The sequence below is a fragment of the Plantactinospora mayteni genome (assembly GCF_016862935.1).
Taxonomy (GTDB): Bacteria; Actinomycetota; Actinomycetes; order Mycobacteriales; family Micromonosporaceae; genus Plantactinospora; species Plantactinospora mayteni.
In genome coordinates, this window is the sequence record NZ_BONX01000008.1 from 25,381 (window position 1) to 44,170 (window position 18,790).

Sequence of the window (18,790 nt, forward strand, 5' to 3'; positions counted from 1 at the left end):
GCAGTGCGGGACCGGGTGACGACGCACCGGGGGCGGTGGACCCTCGACGACCGGGCGGCGGCGGTGCTCCGGCCGCTGCCGGTGGTGGTGCCGCCGGGCACCGCCGCGCTGAGCGTACGGCTCGACTATCCGCGCGACCCCGGAGTGCTGGATCTCGGCTGCGAGGGCCCGGCCGGCTTCCGGGGCTGGTCCGGCGGTTCCCGGGACGGGTTCACCGTCGCCGTCGACTGGGCGACCCCCGGTTACCTGCCCGGCGAGCTGGAACCCGGCGAGTGGCAGGTACTGCTCCGGCTGCACCGGATCCCGCCGGACGGGCTGGACTTCACGCTGACCGCCACCAGTACGCCCACCCGACCGGCGCCGCCGGCCCCGCCCTCCGACCCGGCCCCGCCCGAGCGTCGACCCGGTCGCCCCGTACCGGCCGTCGACGGGCTGCGCTGGCTCGCCGGTGACCTGCACACGCACACCGTGCACAGTGACGGCAGCAGCACCGTGCCGGAACTCGCCGCCCTCGCCGCCGGCCAGGGCCTGGCCTTCCTCGCGGTCACCGACCACAACACGGTGAGCCATCACGCCGAGCTGCCCGCCGCGAGTGCCCGGTACGGCGTCACGCTGCTGCCCGGGCAGGAGGTGACCACCGATCGCGGACACGCCAACGTCTTCGGCCCGACCGGCTGGATCGACTTCCGGGCACCCGCCGACGAGTGGGTGGCGGCGGCGGAGCGGGACGGTGGGCTGATCTCGATCAATCATCCACTCGCCGTCGACTGCGCCTGGCGGCAGCCGCTGCGGACCCGGCCCCGGCTGGCCGAGGTCTGGCACTCCGGCTGGTGGGACCGGACCTGGGGAGCACCGCTGGCCTGGGCACAGGCGTGGCGACCGGATGTCGTAGCGGTGGGGGGCAGTGACTTCCACCGGCCCGGGGACCCGCCACCGGGTACCCCCACCACCTGGGTACTTGCCGAACCGGCGGACGGTACGACCGGTGAGGCGACCGGCGCGGTACTGGCCGGGCTGGCGGCGGGGCGTACCGCCGTGTCGGCCGGGCCGGGCGCGCCGCTGCTGCTCCGGCTCGGGGACGAACTGCTCGCCCTGGACGCCGACGGGACCGTTCTGGTCCGGCCGGACGGGGCACGACAGGTGATCCGGGGCGACCGGGTACTGCTGCCGGCGGCGGACGGGCCGCACCTGCTGGAGTCGTACCGGACGGAGGTGATCGCGCTGTGCGCGTGACGGCGGACGATCGGGAGAACGGCGCCGACCCGGACCGGGACCCCGGGATGGTGCCCGGTGACCCGGGCCGGAGCGCGGCGGCGGGGGTGCTGCGGCGCGGTGCCGACCCGAGTACCCCGGCCGAGGCGGTGTCCTCGGGTGGCGGCCCGGAGCTACAGCGGAGACCCGGACAGCCTCGGCGGCGCCCAGGAGGTGACCCCGCCGGGGCGGTGCGGGTGGCGAACGCGCCGGTCAGCTTCGGCATCTACGCCCCGGACGCGGCGCCGCTCGGCCCCGACGAACTGCTCGACGGGCTGGCCGAGGCCGGCTACCGGGGCATCGACAGCGGCCCACTCGGCTATCTCGGCACCGGCGACCGGCTCGGGCGCCGGCTGGACCAGGTCGGGTTCGGCCTGGCCGGCGGCTGGGTGGACCTGCGGTTCGCCGACCCCGACGGGTTCGCCGCCGACCTGCCCAACCTGGACACCGCGCTGGACGTCTTCTGCGCCGCCCCGGTCGACGACCCCCGGTTCGCGCCCCGGCCCACCCTGGCCTGCTCGGCCGACCCGGCCCGGATGGCCCGGCCGGGTGTGCCGCACGATCCCGGGCTGGCCCTGCCGGGGCGGGCGTGGCCGGGCTTCGCCGGTCGGGTGCAGCGGGCGGCGGACCGGTGCCGGGAGCGCGGCCTCGAACCGGTGTTCCACTACCACCTCGGCACCGACGTGGAGACGGCGGACGAGGCGGACCGGCTGCTGGAGCTGACCGACGTCTCGGTCTGCCTGGACACCGGACACCTCTGGCTGGCCGGCGGCGACCCGGTCGCGGCGGTACGCCGCTGGGGTGCCCGGATCCGCCAGGTGCACGTCAAGGACGCCGACCTGACCGCGCACCACCGGGTCCGCTCGGCCGGCGGCGGGCTGACCGAGGTGGTGGCGGCCGGCGGGTTCTGCCGGCTGGGTGCCGGCGGGGTGGACATCGCCGGGGTACTGGCGGCGCTGCGCGACATCGACTACACCGGTTGGCTGGTGGTGGAGCAGGACGCCCCGGCCGGCCGCTCCGACGTCGCCACGATGCTGGCCGAGCAGCGCGCCAACCGGGCGTACCTGCACCGCCTGGGCCTGTCCCGATGACCGGGCGCGGCGGAGCGCCGACATGAGCGAGCGCAGCGGGTACGACGGCATGAGCGGGCGCAGTGCTGGCGGGCACGGGGGTGAGCGGCTCCGGGTGGCGGTCGCCGGACTGGGTGTGATCGCCCAGACGGTGCACCTGCCGCTGCTGGAGCGCCGACGCGACCTCTTCGAGCTGGTCGCCGTCGCCGACCTCTCCCCAGGGCGCGGCCACGAACTGGGCGGGCGGTACGGCGTACCCGAGGAGTGCCGACTGGTCGACGGCGCGGAACTGCTCGACGTCGCCGGTCTCGACGCGGTGCTGCTGCTCACCTCGGGCTCGCACGGCGACCTCGCGGCGGCGGCGCTGCGCCGGGACGTCCCGGTGTTCTGCGAGAAGCCGCTCGCCTACACCCGGGCCGAGGCCGCCGAGCTGGCCCCGCTGTTGGCCGGGGACGACCGCCTGATGGTCGGCTACATGAAGCAGTACGACCCGGCGGTGGCCGAACTCGCCCGCCGGCTCGACCGGATCGGTGGCGCCGGAGCGGTGCACGCGGTCGAGGTGACGGTGCTGCATCCGAGCGGCGAGTCGCAGCTCGCCGCCCACCGGCTGGCACCGGCACCGACCGACGCGGACGCGGAGCGGGTCCGGGCGCTGCGCGAGCGCACCGACGAGCTGCTGACCGGGGCGGTCGGGGCGGACCCGACGGTCCGGGCGCTCTACCAGATCATGATCAACAGTGTCTCGCACGACCTGTCCCTGCTCCGGATGCTGACCGGTCCACCGTCCACGGTGGAGCACGTCGCGCTCTGGCCGGCCGCGCCGGCGCCCGGGCAGGAGCCCTCGGTCGAGGTCGGCGGCGAACTGCCGGCGGGTGGCCGGTACGGCATCCGCTGGCTGTACCTGCCGGACTATCCCGGCTACCGGGAGACCGTCACCCTGCACCACGCCCGGGGCTCGTTCGAGCTGGTCTTCCCGACGCCGTACCGGCTGGACCTGCCGGCCACGCTGACCGTGCGGGACGGGGACGACGGTACCGAGCGCCGCTGCGTCCACCAGGGCACGGTCTCGGCGTTCGAGCGGGAACTGGTTGCCTTCCACGCCATGGTCACCGGGGGTACCCCGGCCCGGACCGGGCTGGCCGGCGGCACGGCCGACATCGTGAGCAGTCAGCAGGTGGTCCGCCGGTTCGGGCAACTGACCGGAGCGGCGGTGGGCGGAGAGGCGGCGACCGGATGACGACGACCGACGAACGCGGAGACACCGCCCCGGACGGGCGGGCCAGCATCGTGGTGGTGCCGCACACCCACTGGGACCGGGAGTGGTACGAGCCGTTCCAGCGTTTCCGGCTCCGCCTGGTCGCGCTCCTCGACGAGGTGTTCGAGCGGATGGAGCGCGATCCGCGCCAGCGGTTCACCCTGGACGGCCAGCTCGCCGCGGTCGACGACTATCTGGAGGTACGCCCCGAGCGGCGGGACCAGGTCGCCGCCCTGGTCGCGGACGGCCGGCTCGCCGTCGGCCCGTGGCAGATCCTGCTGGACGAGTTCCTCTGCTCGGGCGAGAACATCGTCCGGAACCTGGAGCTGGGGTTGCGCCGGGCGGCCGGGTTCGGTGCGGCGATGCCGGTCGGCTACCTGCCGGACATGTTCGGGCACGTCGCCCAGATGCCGCAGATCCTCGCCGGTGCCGGGCTGGCGCACGCCTGCGTCTGGCGGGGTGTGCCGGACCGGGTACGCAGCTCCGCCTTTGCCTGGGTGGCCCCGGACGGTACCGCGATCCGGACCGAATACCTGCACGGCGGGTACGGCAACGCCGCCGGCCTGGTCGACAACCCGGCCCTGGTGGCCCGCCGCGCCACCGAGCTGGCCCAGCGGCTCGCCGCCTGGCGCCCGGACGACGCCGACCCGACGGCCCCGATGCTGGCGATGTACGGCGCCGACCACGGTGCACCGGCCGCCGCCACGCCCGACCTGCTGGCCGAGGCGGCGGAGCAGACCGGCCTGCGACTGCGCCTCGGCACCCTGACCGACTACTTCGCCGACCAGCCGACCGGGGTCACCGGCCTGCCCGAGGTACCCGGCGAACTCCGCTCACACGCCCGGGCGAACATCCTGCCCGGGGTCTACTCGGTACGGGCGCACCTGAAGCAGGCGATGGGCCGGGCCGAACGCTGCGTCGAGCGGTACGCCGAACCGCTGCGTACCCTCTGGTACGACGGGTCGGCACAGCGCTTCCTCGACATGGCCTGGATCCGGCTGATCGAGGCGAGCTGCCACGACTCGGTGACCGGCTGCGGCTGTGACGAAACGGCCGAGCAGGTGGCCACCCGGATCGCCGAGGCGGAACAGCTCGGCCGGGCGGTACACGACCTGGTCGGCGCGAGGTACGCCGCCGGCACCCCTCGGGACGACTACGCGGTCTTCAACCCGACGCCCTGTCCCCGGATCGCCCTGGTCCGGCTGGACGTCGCCCTGCCCGCCCCCGCAGCCCCGGTCGCCCTGCGCACGAGTACCGGTCGGACGGTCACCACCCAGCGGCTCGCGCTCGCCCCCACTCTGCTCGCCGACGACTGGTACGACGAGGCCGACCTGCCCGTCGTGCTGGCCCGGCTGCACGGCGTCGAGCTGTACGGGCAGGAGGTCACCCGGTGGTCGGTCTCGCCGCCCCGCCCGGCCGGTCCCGACGGCCGGCCCGGCCAGCCCGGCACGCTCACCTTCCAGGTCGCCCGCCACGGTGACCAGGCGTTCGACGTCGCCGAGGTGCGGGCGGCGCTGGCCGAGGTGACAGCCGGCTCGGACGACACCGCCGCCCCAGCGGCCCCGGACGGCGCGGACATCACCGGCGTCCCGGGCGGTGTCGAGGCTGCCGGGGTCACGGTCGGTGCCGACATTGCTGGGGTCGCGGGCGGTGTCGAGGCCGCAGCGGTTCCGGGCGGTGCCGCTCGGGCTGTCGACGCGGCGACCGGAACCGCCTCGCTCGCCGATGTCGCCGATGTCGCCGATGTCGGCGGGGCCGGCGACGGGCGGCGCGGGCGCGCTTCGGGTGCCGGGCCGGGCGACGGATGGCGCGGCCGGTCGGGCGGGACGGGCCGGCGCTGGCGGGTACGGATCATCGCCGAACCCCGGGCAACGGTCGCCGCGCTGGTCGAGGTGCCCGCGCTCGGCTGGACCAGTGTCCGGCCGGTACCGGTGGAGGGCACCACGCTCCTGGAAGGCGGGGCGGTACCCGACGCCGAGCTGGCAGGGGACGGCTCGGCGGGTGGTGGCCCGGCCGGCGGCGTGACCCGGTCCGACCCGACCGGTGGACCGATGCGGCTGCGACCGGCGGCTGCGCGGGGCCGGACGCTTGACAACGGGCTGCTCCGGGTGGAGGTGGCCGACGACGGGACGGTGGGACTGGGCACGCCCGACGGGCTGCGGGTCGACGGGCTCGGCCGGATCGTCGACGGCGGAGACGTCGGAGACAGCTACAACTACGCGCCGCCGGCAACGGACGCGCTGGTCGACAAGCCGCAGTCGGTGCGGACCGCGATCCTGCACGAGGGCCCGGTGACAGCGGTGCTGGACGTGCTGCGTACCTATCGGTGGCCGGTGGACGCGGACGTGGCGGCGGGGACGCGGTCGGTGCGTACCGAGTCGGTGACCGTGTCGACCCGGCTGGAACTGCGGGCGGGTGAGCCGTTCGTCCGGGTGACGGTGGGCTTCGACAACCGGTCGGAGGACCATCGGGTACGCGCACACCTGCCGCTGCCGTCCCGGGCCGACGTGTCACACGCGCAGGGCCAGTTCGCGGTCGTCACACGCGGGTTGACCAGCGAGGGCGGTTCTGGCGAGGTACCGCTGCCGACCTATCCGGCGGCCGGTTTCGTGGCGGCCGGCGGTGCCGACGGGTCACTGGCGGTGCTGCTCACCCAGCCGAGCGAATACGAGGTGGTCGACGGCGGTCGGGAACTGGCCCTGACCCTGCTGCGGTCGATCGGGATGCTCTCCCGGAACCGGAACCCGATGCGGGACGAGCCGGCCGGGCCGCAGGTGCCGACGCCATCGGCCCAGTGCCGGGGAGAGCGGACGGCCGAGTTCGCCCTGTTGCCGTTCCGAGGGGAGTGGCATTCTGCGGAGGTGCCGCCGGCGGCGGAGGCGTACCGGCACGGGTTCCTGACCTTCGCCGGCACTGGACCGGCCGGCGGTCTGGTCCCGCCGGGCCGGACCGGCCTCTCGGTGACCGGGACCGGGGTGGTGCTGAGCAGCGTGCGGGACCGGGACGGGAGGGTCGAGCTGCGGGTGGTGGCGGAACATCCGGCCGACACGACGGCCACCGTCGGGTCGGGCCGGCCGATCCGCGCCGCGCGCCGGGCCGACCTGCTGGGTCGGCCCGGCGCGGTGCTGCCGGTGGACCTGGACGGGTCGGTACGGCTGCCGCTGCGGGCCTGGGAGATCGCCACCGTGCAGCTGGATATCGCCGCCGAGGACCCGGACGACGCCTCGGGCGTCGCCGAGGGGACTGTCGGTCCGTCCTGACGGGCCGAGGTCACCGCGAGGGCTCGGGCACGTCACACTCGATCTCGGGGTTCAGTCCGACGTAGTTGAGCGGCCCGGCGATCACCGTCACGACGGTGGTGCCGATCTCGGCGCAGTTGTCGTTGCTCCGGTCGAAGTATCCGCGCTGCCCGGCCGCGATGCCGCCGATGATCAACCACAGCAGTACGATGACGCCGCCTATCGATCCGTAACGCATGAGAGCCTCCTCGGGGGGTGGAATGCGGATCGACCCGGCGCGGTGCCCGGCGGTCGAACCGCCCGGCCCGCCGGGAGTGTTGCCGACCTGATACCCATCGCCCGATCACGCGCAAACGCCGCCGCCCACGACACAGCGCCCTGCCCGCCGCACCGGGCCGTGAGGTGCTGGACTGGGCCATAACGTGCTGGACCGGGCCCGGGACCAGCGGCCCGGCCGGTCGTCGGCCGGGGTACGGCCGGGCGGAGCGCGCTCAGCTCGGCGGGTAGCGGCGGCGACCGCTCACTGCAACCGGCGCGGTCCCGAACCCTGTTCGCCGAGTACGTCCTGTGGGTTGACCAGCCCGCACTGCTCGAAGGAGAGGCAGCCGCAGCCGACGCACTCGGTGAACAGGTCGCGCATCCGCTCCAGCCGGGCTATCCGGTCGTTCAGTTCGGCACTCCAGCACTCCGACGCGCGGAGCCAGAACTCCCGGGTGGGCGCGACGTTCTCGGGCAGGAAGCCGAGCACCTCGCGGATGACAGACAGCGGAATGCCGACGCTCTGCGACGCCCGGACGAAGGCGACCTTACGCAGCGTACTGCGGTGGTAACGTCGCTGATTCCCCGAGGTACGACGGCTGCCGATCAGCCCCTGTCGCTCGTAGAACCGCAGCGCCGACGCCGGTACGCCGCTGCGCTCGGCCAGCTCGCCGATCGTCAGCTCCTCCGCCTGCCAGGAAATTGTCGTCACTCCGCCGAGGCTAGCTTGACTTGAACCTTTGTTTAAGTCCGAGCCTTGAGGTGTCGGCGGTCCCGCACCGGGACCCCGGGCCCGGCAGCACCTGCTGGGCTTGTCGGCACGAGGGGAACTGAAATGGATGAAAAGCGCACAATGCTGGTCATCGGCGCGACCGGTCACGTGGGCCGGCACGTGGTCACCGGACTGCTGGCGGCCGGTGCCGACGTCCGGGCGCTGGTCCGGGATCCGGACCGGGCCGACCTGCCGGACGGCGTGACCCTGGTCCGTGGCGACCTCACCGACCCGGGTGCCCTGGCCGGCGCCGCCACCGGGGTCGACGGGGTGTTCCTGCTCTGGCCCTTCTTCACCGCCGAGCTGGCCCCGGCGGCGGTGGCCGCCGTCGCCGGGCCTGGCGTACACGTCGTCTATCTCTCCGCGATGAACGTCCGGGACGACCAGGACCCTGCCCTGAACGGGTTCTGGGGCGAGGTCGAGCGGCTGATCGAGGCGTCCGGGGCGACCTGGACCTTCCTGCGCGCCGGCGGCTTCGCCACCAGTGCTTCAAGATCCTGCGCGACTACCGCCGCGCCGCCCACACATTGACCGACACCGCTTCCGGTATCGCCCACCTCCACAACATCATCCTGGGGGCGAGGGCCGGGTTGGGAGTGGGCGGCGGATGGCGTTTAGGGCCGCGTCGAAGTAGGTCTCGAGTGGCGCGGCGGCGCCGTCTTGGAGCCATGCCTCGCCGGCCAGGTCTAGGCAAGTCACGACGCAACCCACGATCGCCCTGGCGCGTAGCTTGCCGCCTGCGCCGGCGCCCAGGCGGCGTTCCACCTCCGGAGCCAGGTGGTCGTACCAGTGGAGGTGCTTCTCCATGCTGCGCGCCCGCAGCGACGGCGTCTCGTACATCATTCGGGAGACCGCCAGCAGCCGTTCCTCGTCGGGCACCTCTCCTGCCAGCGAGAACACCGCACCGCGGAGGGCCGCCCAGATGTCCTCGCCGTCGGGTCGGCGCTCCAGTGCGGCCCGGAGCACGGCCCCGTCGGCGATGAAGTGATCGAGGACGACATCCTCCTTCGTGCCGAAGTAGCGGAAGAAGGACCGGCGGGAGATCCCGGCAACGGCGACGATCTCGTCGATGGTGGTCTGCGCGAAGCCGTTGGCCAGGAATAGATCCATCGCGACTTCGGTGATCTCGTCGTACGCCCGTTGCCGGGACCTCGCCCACAGCCCGGGTCGCGCGTCGTCCGCCGCCTGCATGGCATCATCATATGACCTCGACGCTCAGGCGCCTGCTGGCACTGGGTGTCAGCTAGGCATATGATGGCGCCATGACAACTTCACCGCAGCGGGTGGATTACTCCCGACAAACGGTCCTGGTCACGGGCGCGAGCGCCGGAATCGGGGCGGAGTTCGCCCGTCAACTCGCACGGCGCGGCAGCGACCTCGTCCTCGTCGCCCGACGCGCCGGACGACTCGACGCGCTCGCTGCGGAGTTGAACGGTGCGTTCGGCGTCGCTGTGTCGACGCTGCCGATGAACCTGACGCAGCCTGGCGTGGGCCGGATACTGCAGGGCGAACTCGACGCCCGTCAGGTCGAGGTGACCGGCATCGTTAACAATGCCGGGTTCGCCAATCACGGCCTCTTCCACGAGCAGGAACTGCCTCGTCTGATGTCGGAGATCGCGCTCGACGTCACCGGTGTGGTGGAGATCAGCCATGCCTTCATGCCTCGGCTACGGCAGCGCGGGAACGGCTTCCTCATCAACGTCGCGAGCATGGCCGCGTATCAGGCGAGCCCGACCATGGCGGTCTACGGCGCCTGCAAAGCATTCGTGCTCAGCTTCACCGAAGCCCTGTGGTACGAGTCGCGTGGCACTGGTCTGCGCGTGCTCGCGCTGTCGCCGGGGGCGACGCAGACCGAGTTCTTCGACATCGCCGGGGAGAGCGCCGACGGCGGGACCCGGCGGATGTCCGCCGAGGCGGTCGTCGCTGCGGCGCTGGCCGGGCTGGACCGCCGCAATCCGCCGCCGAGCGTCATCGCCGGCCGATCCAACAAGGCCGCTGCGGTCGTGGGTCGGCTCGTCGGTCGCCGACGCATGACCGAGTTGATCGGCGGGATGATGAACCGGACGACCGCCGGACGGTGAACCGGTCCTCGCGCGACCGGGCCGGTCGGGGCCGCCGCTCGCGCCCCCGACCGCGAAGCCATTGGCCGAGAAGCTGTCGGCCCGGCGACCCACGCCACCGCCCGCCGCCACGGCGAAATGCCCACCTGCAAGCCATTCATGGTGAACAAGGAGAAGTATGCAGACTTCCACCAGGCGCAAAAGGTGGTCCATCGCCTTCGCCGCAGCGCTCGCCCTCACCGTGCCCGCCCTCGCGGCCAGCGGGATTGGTGCCTCTGGCAATGAGACAGATGCGGCAGCAACTCAGAAATGCTCCGTGCTGAACGGCAAGACGATTGCCACCGGCGCTATCGGCATTCCCACCGGCGGTGCCATCGTGTCTTCGGCGGTCGCTGCGGGTGCAGGCGGCACAGGCAACCAAGCTTACGGCGCCCATTGTCTGGTCTCGGGGGATATCAGGCCGGTTGATCCCGCAGCACCGAACATCAAGTTCCAGGTGGCACTTCCGAGGGCATGGAACGGCAAGGCTGTGATGCTCGGCGGCGCAGGCCTAAATGGGTTCATCCCGCCGGTAACGAATGCATCCAACCTCTGGGGATCCCAGAAGATGCCACTTCCGCTCGGCCGCGGATATGCGGTCTTTTCGAGCGACTCGGGGCATCAAATCAACGAGGGGCAGCCGCCTGCCGCCTTCGGGTCCAATCTCGAGGCCCTCAAGAACTATGCCGGCGACGCACTGAAGAAGACGCGTGACGTGGCCGTGGAACTGATCGTCTCCCGCTACGGCCGTGCGCCCGCAGAGTCCTACTTCATCGGATATTCGAAAGGGGGCGGCGAGGCGTTGGCCGTTGCTCAACGCTGGCCCGCAGACTGGGACGGCGTAGTCGCCGGCGCGGCTGGTTGGAACGTCACCGAAGTGGCTCTCAACATGCTCAACGCGGCCCAGGCGGTGGCCGCGCCAGGGGCGTGGCTGAACGAGGCGGAGCGGCACACGCTCTATACCCAGGTGATAAAGGTGTGTGACTTCCTCGACGGCGCGAAGGACGGCATTATCGGCAACGTTCGCGCCTGCGAGGCTCGGTTCGACCCGTCCACCGTGAGATGCCCGAAGGGAAAGGACACAGACGGCACCTGCCTGTCTGATTCGCAACTCGCGGCGTTGAAAAGAATGAACGACCCCAAGTCCCTGTCGTACACGGTCGGCGCGGGCGAAACGAGCATCCTCGGCTACCCGATCTATATCGCCGACCATGGCGGCGGTGTGCCCGATGCTGTCCACAAGGAACTGCTGACTGACGTTGGCGTCTACGGCTCGGCCCCACCCGCTTTCCCGCCGACGGCGCAAATGCCCTCGAGCTTCGCGCAAGCCGACGGCGTATTTCGACACATGATCGCGAGAGATCTGAACTTCAATACGTTGGCAATGGATATAACGAGCGGAGGTGGAATTGCCTCTGGCATCGAGGCCCACTCGGCGCTCTTCTCCAACATCACCGACCTCACCGCGTTTAGGAGCAGAGGGGGAAAGCTCCTGATCTGGACAGGTAGCGCCGAGCCTGCGGCTAGGTCGAGCGTGCGTTATTACTCGCGCATACAGGCCGCCATGGGGCCGGCGCAGGTGGATTCGTTTGTACGCTATTACGAGATCCCGGGTGCCCAGCACGGGCCCTCGTCCGCCTTCCAGCCGGAGTGGGATCAGCTGTCGGCAATCGAGAGCTGGGTGGAGAAGGGAATTGATCCGGCAAACAATCTCGTCGCGACCGACGATGCCGGGGTTCCCGGGCGGACCAGGCCCCTGTGCATGTTCCCCAGCTGGCCCAGGTACAACGACTCCGGTGACATCAATACCGCGACTTCATTCACCTGCGCCGAGAGATGAAATCCTGAGCCCAGGCCGCCAAGCCTCGGTGGCGAGGACCGGCGGGTGTTCAACCCTCGACGGGCGAATTCAAGCCACCCCTACCCCTGACACTGCCGTTGCAGTACTACAGATCTTGAATAGCCAGGTTCGTCCGATGTGGTCTGTGTGATGGCCTTGGGCTGGGGTAGATCGATGGGATGAGGTATCCCGATGGAGGCGGGTTGTCCGCGCGGGGGCGGGCGAAGCGTGAGGCGGTGCGGCATCAGGCTGCCGGGTGGTTCGCCCAGGATGTGTCGGTGCCGGAGGGCAGGGTCGGGTCGCCCGGAGGGATCTCACCTCCGGGCTCCCAGGGAATGGAGCGTGACAGTCTCCCGTCACTCCGCTCTTGCCACCCTGGCCGTCATCAGAGGGTTACGTGCCCAGGCCCAGTGCGCGAAGTAGCGTGGGTGCTGCGTGATGAGGCGTTCCCACACGATTCGCGCCTTGCGGCGTGGTCGTAGCCGTCGATACTTCTTGCGGATCCAGCGCACCAGGTAGGAGTTGATGCGCGCCAGGAGTGTGCAGAGCTCGGAGCGGTAGAATCGTCCGTAATAGCTCATCCACCCGCGCACGACGGGGTTGATCATCTCGGCGAGTTCGGCCCAGCTCAGGTCCAACCGGCGGTGGATCCGCCAGCGTCGGACGGTGCGGCTGAGTCGCTTGAGAGCGTCCGTGCTGATCGCCGGGAGGAACGCGGTAAACGCGCGCCCCGTGGCGATCTTTGGCCCGCGAGGACGGAACGTGTACCCGAGGAACGTGAACGAGGTGTCCGGATAGGCGCCTCGCCTGTTGGTGTCCTTGCAGTACACGATCCTGGTCTTGTCCGGGTGCAGCGCAGCCCGACCTCGACCATCCTGTCCTCGATCGCTGCCGCACCAAGCGGGCCTGGCGTTCGCTGGCGCAGTGCACCACGGGGAGAGTCGGCGGGGGGAATCGCACCCCCCGCCCGCCGCTCACAGAACCGTGCTTAAACCTCTCGGCTTACACGGCTCCCATCGTCCAACCGCCAGGTTTGAGACCAACGCGCCAGTGTGCGAACAGCCGGGGAGAACGTCTGGACGCCTCCGCCAGTAGCTCACCCGCTCGTTTCTCGCGTCGGCGTAGCCGTTTGTACTTACGCATGGCCCAGCGCACCAGATGATCATTGATGCGCCTAAGGAGGGGATACAACATGAACTTGTAGAAGCGCCCGTAATAGTTGATCCGTCCCTGCACGATGCTGTTGAACATCAGTGCCAGATCCTTGAGGGACTTGTCACTGCGCCGGGCGATATGCCATGAACGGATCTCCCGACCCATCGCCTTGATCGCGTCCTTGCTGACCGCGGGCAGGAAGTTCACGAAGTGCTTGCCCCACCTGTTCCTGGCCAGCCGCGGACGAAACGTGTACCCCAGGAACGTGAACGACGTGGCCTCATGATCGCCACGCCGGTCGGCGTCCTTGCAGTAGACGATGCGCGTCTTGCCCGGATGCAACTCCAGACCCCATCTTGGCTCGGTCCGGCTCGCTGATCTGGACGGGCGCACCGCGCAGCGGGTACTGGACCAGATCTGCGCCCACCGGGTCTCCCGCCGCAGGCGGCTGATCAAGGCGGGCACCGTGCACCGGATCTGGTCTGTGCTGCGCAGCGCATTGAACGAGGCACACCGGCAGGGCCTGATCGCCCCGATAGGGCGGATTCGCCTACTCAGCGGCGGCCCGCAAGACGGCTGTGCTGTGGGACCCGGAACGGGAGGCAGTATGGCGGGAGACCGGGCAGCGCCGCCTGTCGCCGTCTGGGAAGTCTGCCACGTCGCGAGGTTCATCGAGAGCGTCCAGGGCGACCCGCTGTTCCCGCTGTGGTGGCTGGTCGTCGTGCACGGGCTGCGCCGCGGGAGGTGGCCGCGCTATGCGGCGCCGACCTCGATGTCACCGGCGGGTGTCTCCGGGTGCGCGAGCAGATCCTCCTGATTGACGGTGCCTGCCACGTCAGCCCGCTGTCGTCGGCCTTCCGGGGCCGACCACCAATGCGACCGGATGTCGCCGGTGTCCTACTGGGGGCCGGCCGGGACCCTGCCATCGGCCTCTGGGGCCGACCTCCAGCGCTAAGCCCAGCAGCGCGTCGGCGTCGCCATACCGGGGCAATATCACCCGATGTTGAACGGCCCAGGGCACCAACAGGCATCAGGATTCGTTCGCTGAGGGCACACTAGACTGCCCCCGCTTACCCCCCGAAAACCCTTCCTCAGAGTTGACTACCAGTGACAAGCGGCGATCAACGCAGGATGGCGTTTGCGCACATCAACGCCAAGATGTGACCAGCGATGACAAGCTCGGGAGGGTGACGATTGGTAACGAACGGGGCGAGGTCCGGGACAGCCCCACCGGCTGGGTCTCGGCGCATATCCAGCGCTACCTGGAGACCGACGGGGCAGAGGGACACGACTACAACGGCTTCCCGACCCTGCTGCTCACGACCCGGGGACGGAAGTCCGGCGCACTGCGCAGGACGGCACTGATCTACGGTCGGGACGCCGACCGGTACGTCCTGGTGGCCTCGAACGGCGCTGCCGCGCAGAACCCGGGCTGGTTTCTCAACCTGGTGGCCGACCCCGAGGTGCGGGTGCAGGTCCGGGCCGACCGGTTCACCGCCCGGGCCCGGGTCGTCGACCCTGCCGAACGGTCCCGGCTCTGGGAGCTGATGGCGGGCATCTTCCCGATGTACCGCACGTACGCCGAGCAGGCACCTCGGCAGATCCCGGTGGTGCTGCTGGAACGCCGCTGAACCGCCGCTGGACCGCCGCCGTCCCGCTCCGGGGAGGACTCGGCCGGGGGCGGCGGACCGGTGTGGTGGGACTATCCGGCCGCCGGCCGGACCAGTCGGCCCCGCAGCACCACCGCGCCGGGACGGTCCAGTCGGTCGAGGTCGTCGCGGGGGTCGTCGGGATAGACGACGACGTCGGCGGGAGCGCCCGGAACGAGCCCCGGCAGGCCGAGGTAGGCCCGGGCGGTCCAGGACGCGGCACCGAGCGCGACGTGCGGGCGTACGCCGGCGGCCACCAGCGCGCGCACCTCGTCGGCGACCCGCCCGTGCGGCCGGGAGTCGGTACCGGCCAGCAGCGTCACCCCGGCCTCAGCGGCGGCGGCGACCAGCGGTGCGTGTGCGGTGGCACCGCTCAGGGACCAGCGCCGGCGCGGGCTGTCGGCGGCGTCGCGCAGCCGGTCCAGCGTGCCGGTGATGATCGACAGCGTCGGCGTCAGCGCCGTGCCCTGCTCCGCCATCCGGTGCAGCAGGGCCGGGTCCAGGTGCATGCCGTGCTCGACCGAGTCGACTCCGGCGGCCACCGCTGCCGCACCACCCGCCGCGTGCTGGCTGTGTACGGCGACCCGGCCTCCGACGGCGTGCACCGCGGTGACCACCGCCCGGAGTACCTCCACCGGCAGCGGGTCGTCGCCCGGCAGCCAGTCGGCGATCACCTTTGCCCAGCCGGTCCGGGCAGCCTGGGCCGCGGCGACCTCCGGCAGGTCGGCGTGGGAGGCCCGTCGGCCCCAGTCGGCGAAGAACTGGCCGGGCTGGGCGATCCACGGTCCGGCGTGGACCGCGCGCGGTAGGTCCGGATCGGTGCCGAACCAGGACGGTGGCTCGGCGGCCAGGCCGGGTGCGCGGATCAGCGTCACCCCGTGTTCGGCGTGCCGGCCCAGGTCGGCGCGGAGCAGTTCCTCGTCCAGCGGCTGACCGGGCGCCTCGGCTCCGGGGTGGGTGTGCGCGTCGACCAGGCCGGGCAGCAACCAGCCCTCGGCGACCAGTTCCGCGTTCCGGACCGGATCGGTGGTCCAGCGGTCACCGTCGGCGTACAGGTCGATCCACTCGCCGTCGGGCAGGGCACGCCCACGTACCCGGAGTACGCTCACCGCGCCCGGCCGGCGCTCGCCCGGTGTTTCGCTGTCATGGGCTGCCACCCTACCGTCCGGCACGAATCGCCAACACCGTGCCGGTGCACCCAAAGTGCATCGCCAACACCGTGCCGGTGCACCCAAAGTGCACAGTGCCGACCGACGACCCTGACCGCGGCCATTGAACCTTTTCGACCTGAACCGCGCGGTGCGTCAGCCCCGACTTCCACCTTCGGCCACGATGGACCGCAAGGGGAGGTGGAAAATAGTTCATGGTCGACCCTCCTAATTTTCCCGATCATCGGCCTATCTACACAGATAGGTGTATAACGGGATCAGAGGTCGATTTCGGCGCGACCGATCACCGGGTCGGCTGCGTCGCGACGCGCGAAAGGTCTGGTCATGCGACCGCTTCGGGTGCTGCGGATCATCTCCCGAATGGCTGTGGGCGAGGCCGCGCCGCAGGTCGGCGCGTTGATGCGTGGGCTGGACCCGGACCGCTTCGAGCAGCGGCTCTACGCGGGCCCGGTCGAGCCGGGTACCGGCGACTACCGCCGGTTGCGGGCCACCGACGTACCGGTCCGGGTGCTGCCCGCGCTCCGGCGTCCGGTCCGGCCGGTCGACAACCTTCGGGCGCTGGCCGCGCTGATCGCGGAGATCCGCCAATTCCAGCCGGACCTGGTGCACACCCACGACCTGCGGGCCGGCGTGCTGGGCCGGGTCGCGGCGGTCACCTGCCGGGTGCCGATCCGGGTGCACACCTTCCACACCCATCCGCTGTCCGGGTCGCCGCCCGTCCCCGGCCAGCTGGTCGCGGGTGTCGAGTGGATGCTGGCCCGGACCAGCCACGCCCTGGTCGCGGTCGGTGCCCGGGTACGCGACGAACTCCTGGCCGCCTCGATCGGCCGTCCCGACCAGTACACCGTGATGCCGCCGGGAGCGAGTCTGTCGCCGTTGCCCGAGCGGGACCACGCGCGGCGTACCCTCGGGCTGCCCGGTACCGGGCCGGTGGTGGCGTACCTCGGCCCGCTCAGTACGGCCAAACGGCCGGACCGGTTCCTCGCGGTGGCCCGGGCGGTCCGGCGTACCCGGGCCGACGTCCGGTTCGTGGTCTGCGGCGAGGGTGCCCAGTCGGCCGAGACGGTCCGGGTGGCCGCGGCCAGCCGGCTGGAGGTGACCTTCCTGCCCTGGCGGCCGGACCTGGAGACGGTCTACGCGGCTGCCGACCTGGTGTTGCAGACCTCGGACCACGAGGGGACGCCGTTGGCGCTGATCGAGGCCGGACACGCCGGTCGGCCGGTGGTGGCCACCGACGTCGGCGGCACCGCCGAGGTGGTCCGGCACGGCCGGACCGGACTGCTCTGCGATCACCGTGACGTCGACGGGCTGAGCCGGGCGGTGCTGCGGCTGCTGGCGGACGACGAGTTACGGCACCGGATGGGCCGGACGGCGCTGGCCGAGACCAGGGAGGCGTTCGGTACGCCCCGACTGGTGGCCGCCACCCGGGACCTCTACCACCGGCTCGCGATGGCCCGGGGCTGCTGGCCGACCGAGTACGCCGAGCCCGTCGGCGTGCTGGCCCGCGCCCGCTGACCCACCGCCGTCCCAGGCCCTCAGCCACGGGCGCCGCCCGGGTAGTACCGGGGAGAGGGCGGCCACCAGCAGTCCGCGCCGATCACCGGCGGCGGCCCACGACCTACAGGCGTTCGACCACCGGCGTCGACCCACCGACCTACAGGCGTTCGACCAGCGGGCCACGGCAGCGGTCGCGGCTGTCGAAGACGTACCGGGCGGTCTTGATGATCATGTCGTAGTCGAGCCCGTCGTGGTCGGTGACCACCACCACCGCGTCGGCGTCCCGCACCTCGTCCTCGGTCAACTCGACCAGCGCCAGTTCGGTCGGCACCTGCCGGGGATCGGCGTACGGCTCCACCGCCCTGACTCGGGCGCCGAGCGCGTGCAGCCGACCGGCCAGGTCGATCGCGGGGGAGTCCCGCAGGTCACCGGTGTTCCTCTTGTACGCGAGGCCGATCATCAGTAGCCGGGCGCCCCGCAGTGGCCGGCCCCGGCTGCTCAGCCCGGCCATCACCCGCTGCGCCACGTACTCCGGCATGGCGTGGTTGATGTCGCTGGCCAGTTCGACGAACCGGAACTGCCGGCCGAGTCGGCGTTTCACCTGCCAGGAGAGGTAGCAGGGGTCGATCGGCAGGCAGTGGCCGCCGATTCCGGGGCCGGGCCGGAAGGACATGAACCCGAACGGCTTGGTCGCGGCCGCGTCGATGGCCTGCCAGATGTCGATGCCGAGCTGGTGGCTGAAGGTGGCCAGCTCGTTGACGAGCGCGATGTTGACCTGGCGGAACGTGTTCTCGATCAGCTTGGTGAGTTCGGCGACCCGGGTCGAGTCGACCGGTACGGTCTGCCGCACGATCCGGCGGTAGAACGAGTCGACCCGGTCCAGCGCCGCCGGGCCCATCCCGGAGACCACCTTCGGGGTGTTCTCCAGCCCCCAGACCGGGTTGCCAGGGTCGATCCGCTCCGGGCTGTAGCCGAGGTGGAAGTCGTCCGGGCTGCGCAGCCCGCTGCCGTTTTCGAGCAGCGGCCGGAGCAGCTCCTCGGTGGTACCGGGATAGGTCGTCGACTCCAGGATGACGGTGCAGCCCGGCCGGACGTACGGGGCGAGGGCCGCACCGGCCTGCTCCACATAGCTGAGGTCCGGTACGCCGTCCCGCAGCGGGGTCGGCACGCTGATCACGCAGACGTCGAAGTCCCGGGCGTCGGCGTAGTCACTGGTGGGCAGGTAGCGGCCGGTGGCCAGCGCCGCACCGAGCCGCTGGTCGGAGATGTCCTCGACAAAGGACTCCCCGCTGCCGAGTCGTTTGATCCGGTCGGTGTCGAGGTCGAGTCCGACGACGTCCAGTCCGGACTCCACGGCGGCCACCGCGAGGGGCAGACCGACGTACCCCTGACCGACGACAACCAACTTTTCCCTGCTCATCCGGGCTCCCACCGTACTTGACGACGGTGCACACCCTAGGGCGATTTGTCGTTGATCACCGTGGAAACGGGGATAACGGGACGTATTTGGCGGTCTGGTTCGGACGGCACGGCTCG

General features: G+C 71.3%; 15 protein-coding genes and 2 pseudogenes. 10 read left to right on the plus strand and 7 right to left on the minus strand.

All coding sequences use genetic code 11. The features are described from left to right. The first annotated feature begins 3 nt into the window (after positions 1-3). From Pma05_RS07465 to Pma05_RS07480, 4 genes are read left to right on the plus strand one after another with little or no spacing between them, the layout of a single operon-like run. Positions 4-1,233, plus strand: coding sequence for a CehA/McbA family metallohydrolase (locus Pma05_RS07465; protein WP_203856575.1), 1,230 nt, complete (start codon positions 4-6; stop codon positions 1,231-1,233). Next, entirely contained in the window at positions 1,224-2,342 is a 1,119-nt protein-coding gene (locus tag Pma05_RS07470) for a sugar phosphate isomerase/epimerase family protein (protein ID WP_203856576.1), read from the plus strand. The genes Pma05_RS07465 and Pma05_RS07470 overlap by 10 nt, the downstream gene beginning before the upstream one ends. Positions 2,343-2,364: 22 nt before the next feature. Then, positions 2,365-3,558, plus strand: a complete 1,194-nt coding sequence (locus Pma05_RS07475; RefSeq protein ID WP_203856577.1) for a Gfo/Idh/MocA family protein — start codon at positions 2,365-2,367, stop codon at positions 3,556-3,558. Then, positions 3,555-6,836 (plus strand): glycoside hydrolase family 38 N-terminal domain-containing protein, encoded by a 3,282-nt coding sequence (locus Pma05_RS07480; RefSeq protein WP_203856578.1) that lies wholly within the window; start codon positions 3,555-3,557, stop codon positions 6,834-6,836. Before Pma05_RS07475 ends, Pma05_RS07480 begins: the two co-directional genes overlap by 4 nt. 10 nt (positions 6,837-6,846) lie before the next feature. Here the strand turns inward: Pma05_RS07480 and Pma05_RS07485 are convergent, their stop codons facing one another. Continuing rightward, positions 6,847-7,053 carry a hypothetical protein gene (locus Pma05_RS07485; RefSeq protein WP_203856579.1) on the minus strand — a complete coding sequence of 69 codons (207 nt, stop codon included), beginning with the start codon at positions 7,051-7,053 and terminating at the stop codon, positions 6,847-6,849. A 282-nt stretch (positions 7,054-7,335) separates the two neighbouring features. After that, the gene (gene soxR, locus Pma05_RS07490; protein WP_372441439.1) at positions 7,336-7,776 is read right to left on the minus strand and encodes a redox-sensitive transcriptional activator SoxR; all 441 of its coding nucleotides are present in this window, start codon (positions 7,774-7,776) and stop codon (positions 7,336-7,338) included. Positions 7,777-7,926: 150 nt separating this feature from the next. Here soxR and Pma05_RS07495 point away from each other — a divergent pair. Both Pma05_RS07495 and Pma05_RS43925 read left to right on the plus strand, forming a co-directional pair. Next, positions 7,927-8,277, plus strand: a pseudogene (locus Pma05_RS07495) (SDR family oxidoreductase); the annotation flags it as partial. 44 nt (positions 8,278-8,321) lie between these two features. Continuing rightward, positions 8,322-8,420, plus strand: a pseudogene (locus Pma05_RS43925) (IS5/IS1182 family transposase); the annotation flags it as partial. Here the strand turns inward: Pma05_RS43925 and Pma05_RS07500 are convergent. Next, a complete protein-coding gene (locus Pma05_RS07500; RefSeq protein ID WP_203856582.1) occupies positions 8,413-9,036 on the minus strand; it encodes a TetR/AcrR family transcriptional regulator in 624 nt (207 codons plus the stop codon). The pseudogene Pma05_RS43925 and the gene Pma05_RS07500 sit on opposite strands and share 8 nt — an antisense overlap. Positions 9,037-9,107: 71 nt before the next feature. On the opposite strand from Pma05_RS07500, the gene Pma05_RS07505 reads away from it, so the two are divergent. After that, positions 9,108-9,926, plus strand: a complete 819-nt coding sequence (locus tag Pma05_RS07505) for an SDR family NAD(P)-dependent oxidoreductase (RefSeq protein ID WP_203856583.1) — start codon at positions 9,108-9,110, stop codon at positions 9,924-9,926. 157 nt (positions 9,927-10,083) lie between these two features. Further along, complete coding sequence (locus Pma05_RS07510) at positions 10,084-11,784, plus strand: tannase/feruloyl esterase family alpha/beta hydrolase (RefSeq protein ID WP_203856584.1); 1,701 nt, start codon at positions 10,084-10,086, stop codon at positions 11,782-11,784. 356 nt (positions 11,785-12,140) lie between these two features. Here Pma05_RS07510 and Pma05_RS07515 read toward each other — a convergent pair whose 3' ends face one another. Both Pma05_RS07515 and Pma05_RS07520 read right to left on the minus strand, forming a co-directional pair. After that, positions 12,141-12,614 carry a group II intron maturase-specific domain-containing protein gene (locus Pma05_RS07515; RefSeq protein ID WP_203856585.1) on the minus strand — a complete coding sequence of 158 codons (474 nt, stop codon included), beginning with the start codon at positions 12,612-12,614 and terminating at the stop codon, positions 12,141-12,143. Between the two features lie 172 nt (positions 12,615-12,786). Further along, positions 12,787-13,395: a group II intron maturase-specific domain-containing protein gene (locus Pma05_RS07520; protein ID WP_203856586.1), complete on the minus strand. Its 609-nt coding sequence runs from the start codon at positions 13,393-13,395 to the stop codon at positions 12,787-12,789. 731 nt (positions 13,396-14,126) lie between these two features. Between Pma05_RS07520 and Pma05_RS07525 the strand changes: the two genes are divergently transcribed. Continuing rightward, complete coding sequence (locus Pma05_RS07525) at positions 14,127-14,570, plus strand: nitroreductase family deazaflavin-dependent oxidoreductase (protein WP_239311866.1); 444 nt, start codon at positions 14,127-14,129, stop codon at positions 14,568-14,570. A gap of 71 nt (positions 14,571-14,641) precedes the next feature. Here the strand turns inward: Pma05_RS07525 and Pma05_RS07530 are convergent, their stop codons facing one another. Beyond that, positions 14,642-15,745, minus strand: a complete 1,104-nt coding sequence (locus Pma05_RS07530) for an amidohydrolase family protein (RefSeq protein ID WP_239311868.1) — start codon at positions 15,743-15,745, stop codon at positions 14,642-14,644. 336 nt (positions 15,746-16,081) lie between these two features. Here Pma05_RS07530 and Pma05_RS07535 point away from each other — a divergent pair, with 336 nt between their 5' ends. Next, positions 16,082-17,272 (plus strand): glycosyltransferase, encoded by a 1,191-nt coding sequence (locus Pma05_RS07535; protein ID WP_203856587.1) that lies wholly within the window; start codon positions 16,082-16,084, stop codon positions 17,270-17,272. Between the two features lie 139 nt (positions 17,273-17,411). Here the strand turns inward: Pma05_RS07535 and Pma05_RS07540 are convergent, their stop codons facing one another. Next, on the minus strand, positions 17,412-18,674 hold the full coding sequence (locus tag Pma05_RS07540) for a nucleotide sugar dehydrogenase (RefSeq protein WP_203856588.1): 1,263 nt from the start codon (positions 18,672-18,674) through the stop codon (positions 17,412-17,414). Positions 18,675-18,790 lie beyond the last annotated feature (116 nt).

Coding starts and splice junctions, on each gene's coding strand:
- Pma05_RS07475 (WP_203856577.1), top strand. CDS start 2,365: ATGAGCGAGCGCAGCGGGTACGACGGCATGAGCGGGCGCAGTGCTGGC.
- Pma05_RS07480 (WP_203856578.1), top strand. CDS start 3,555: ATGACGACGACCGACGAACGCGGAGACACCGCCCCGGACGGGCGGGCC.
- Pma05_RS07485 (WP_203856579.1), bottom strand. CDS start 7,053: ATGCGTTACGGATCGATAGGCGGCGTCATCGTACTGCTGTGGTTGATC.
- Pma05_RS07500 (WP_203856582.1), bottom strand. CDS start 9,036: ATGCAGGCGGCGGACGACGCGCGACCCGGGCTGTGGGCGAGGTCCCGG.
- Pma05_RS07505 (WP_203856583.1), top strand. CDS start 9,108: ATGACAACTTCACCGCAGCGGGTGGATTACTCCCGACAAACGGTCCTG.
- Pma05_RS07510 (WP_203856584.1), top strand. CDS start 10,084: ATGCAGACTTCCACCAGGCGCAAAAGGTGGTCCATCGCCTTCGCCGCA.
- Pma05_RS07535 (WP_203856587.1), top strand. CDS start 16,082: ATGCGACCGCTTCGGGTGCTGCGGATCATCTCCCGAATGGCTGTGGGC.
- Pma05_RS07540 (WP_203856588.1), bottom strand. CDS start 18,674: ATGAGCAGGGAAAAGTTGGTTGTCGTCGGTCAGGGGTACGTCGGTCTG.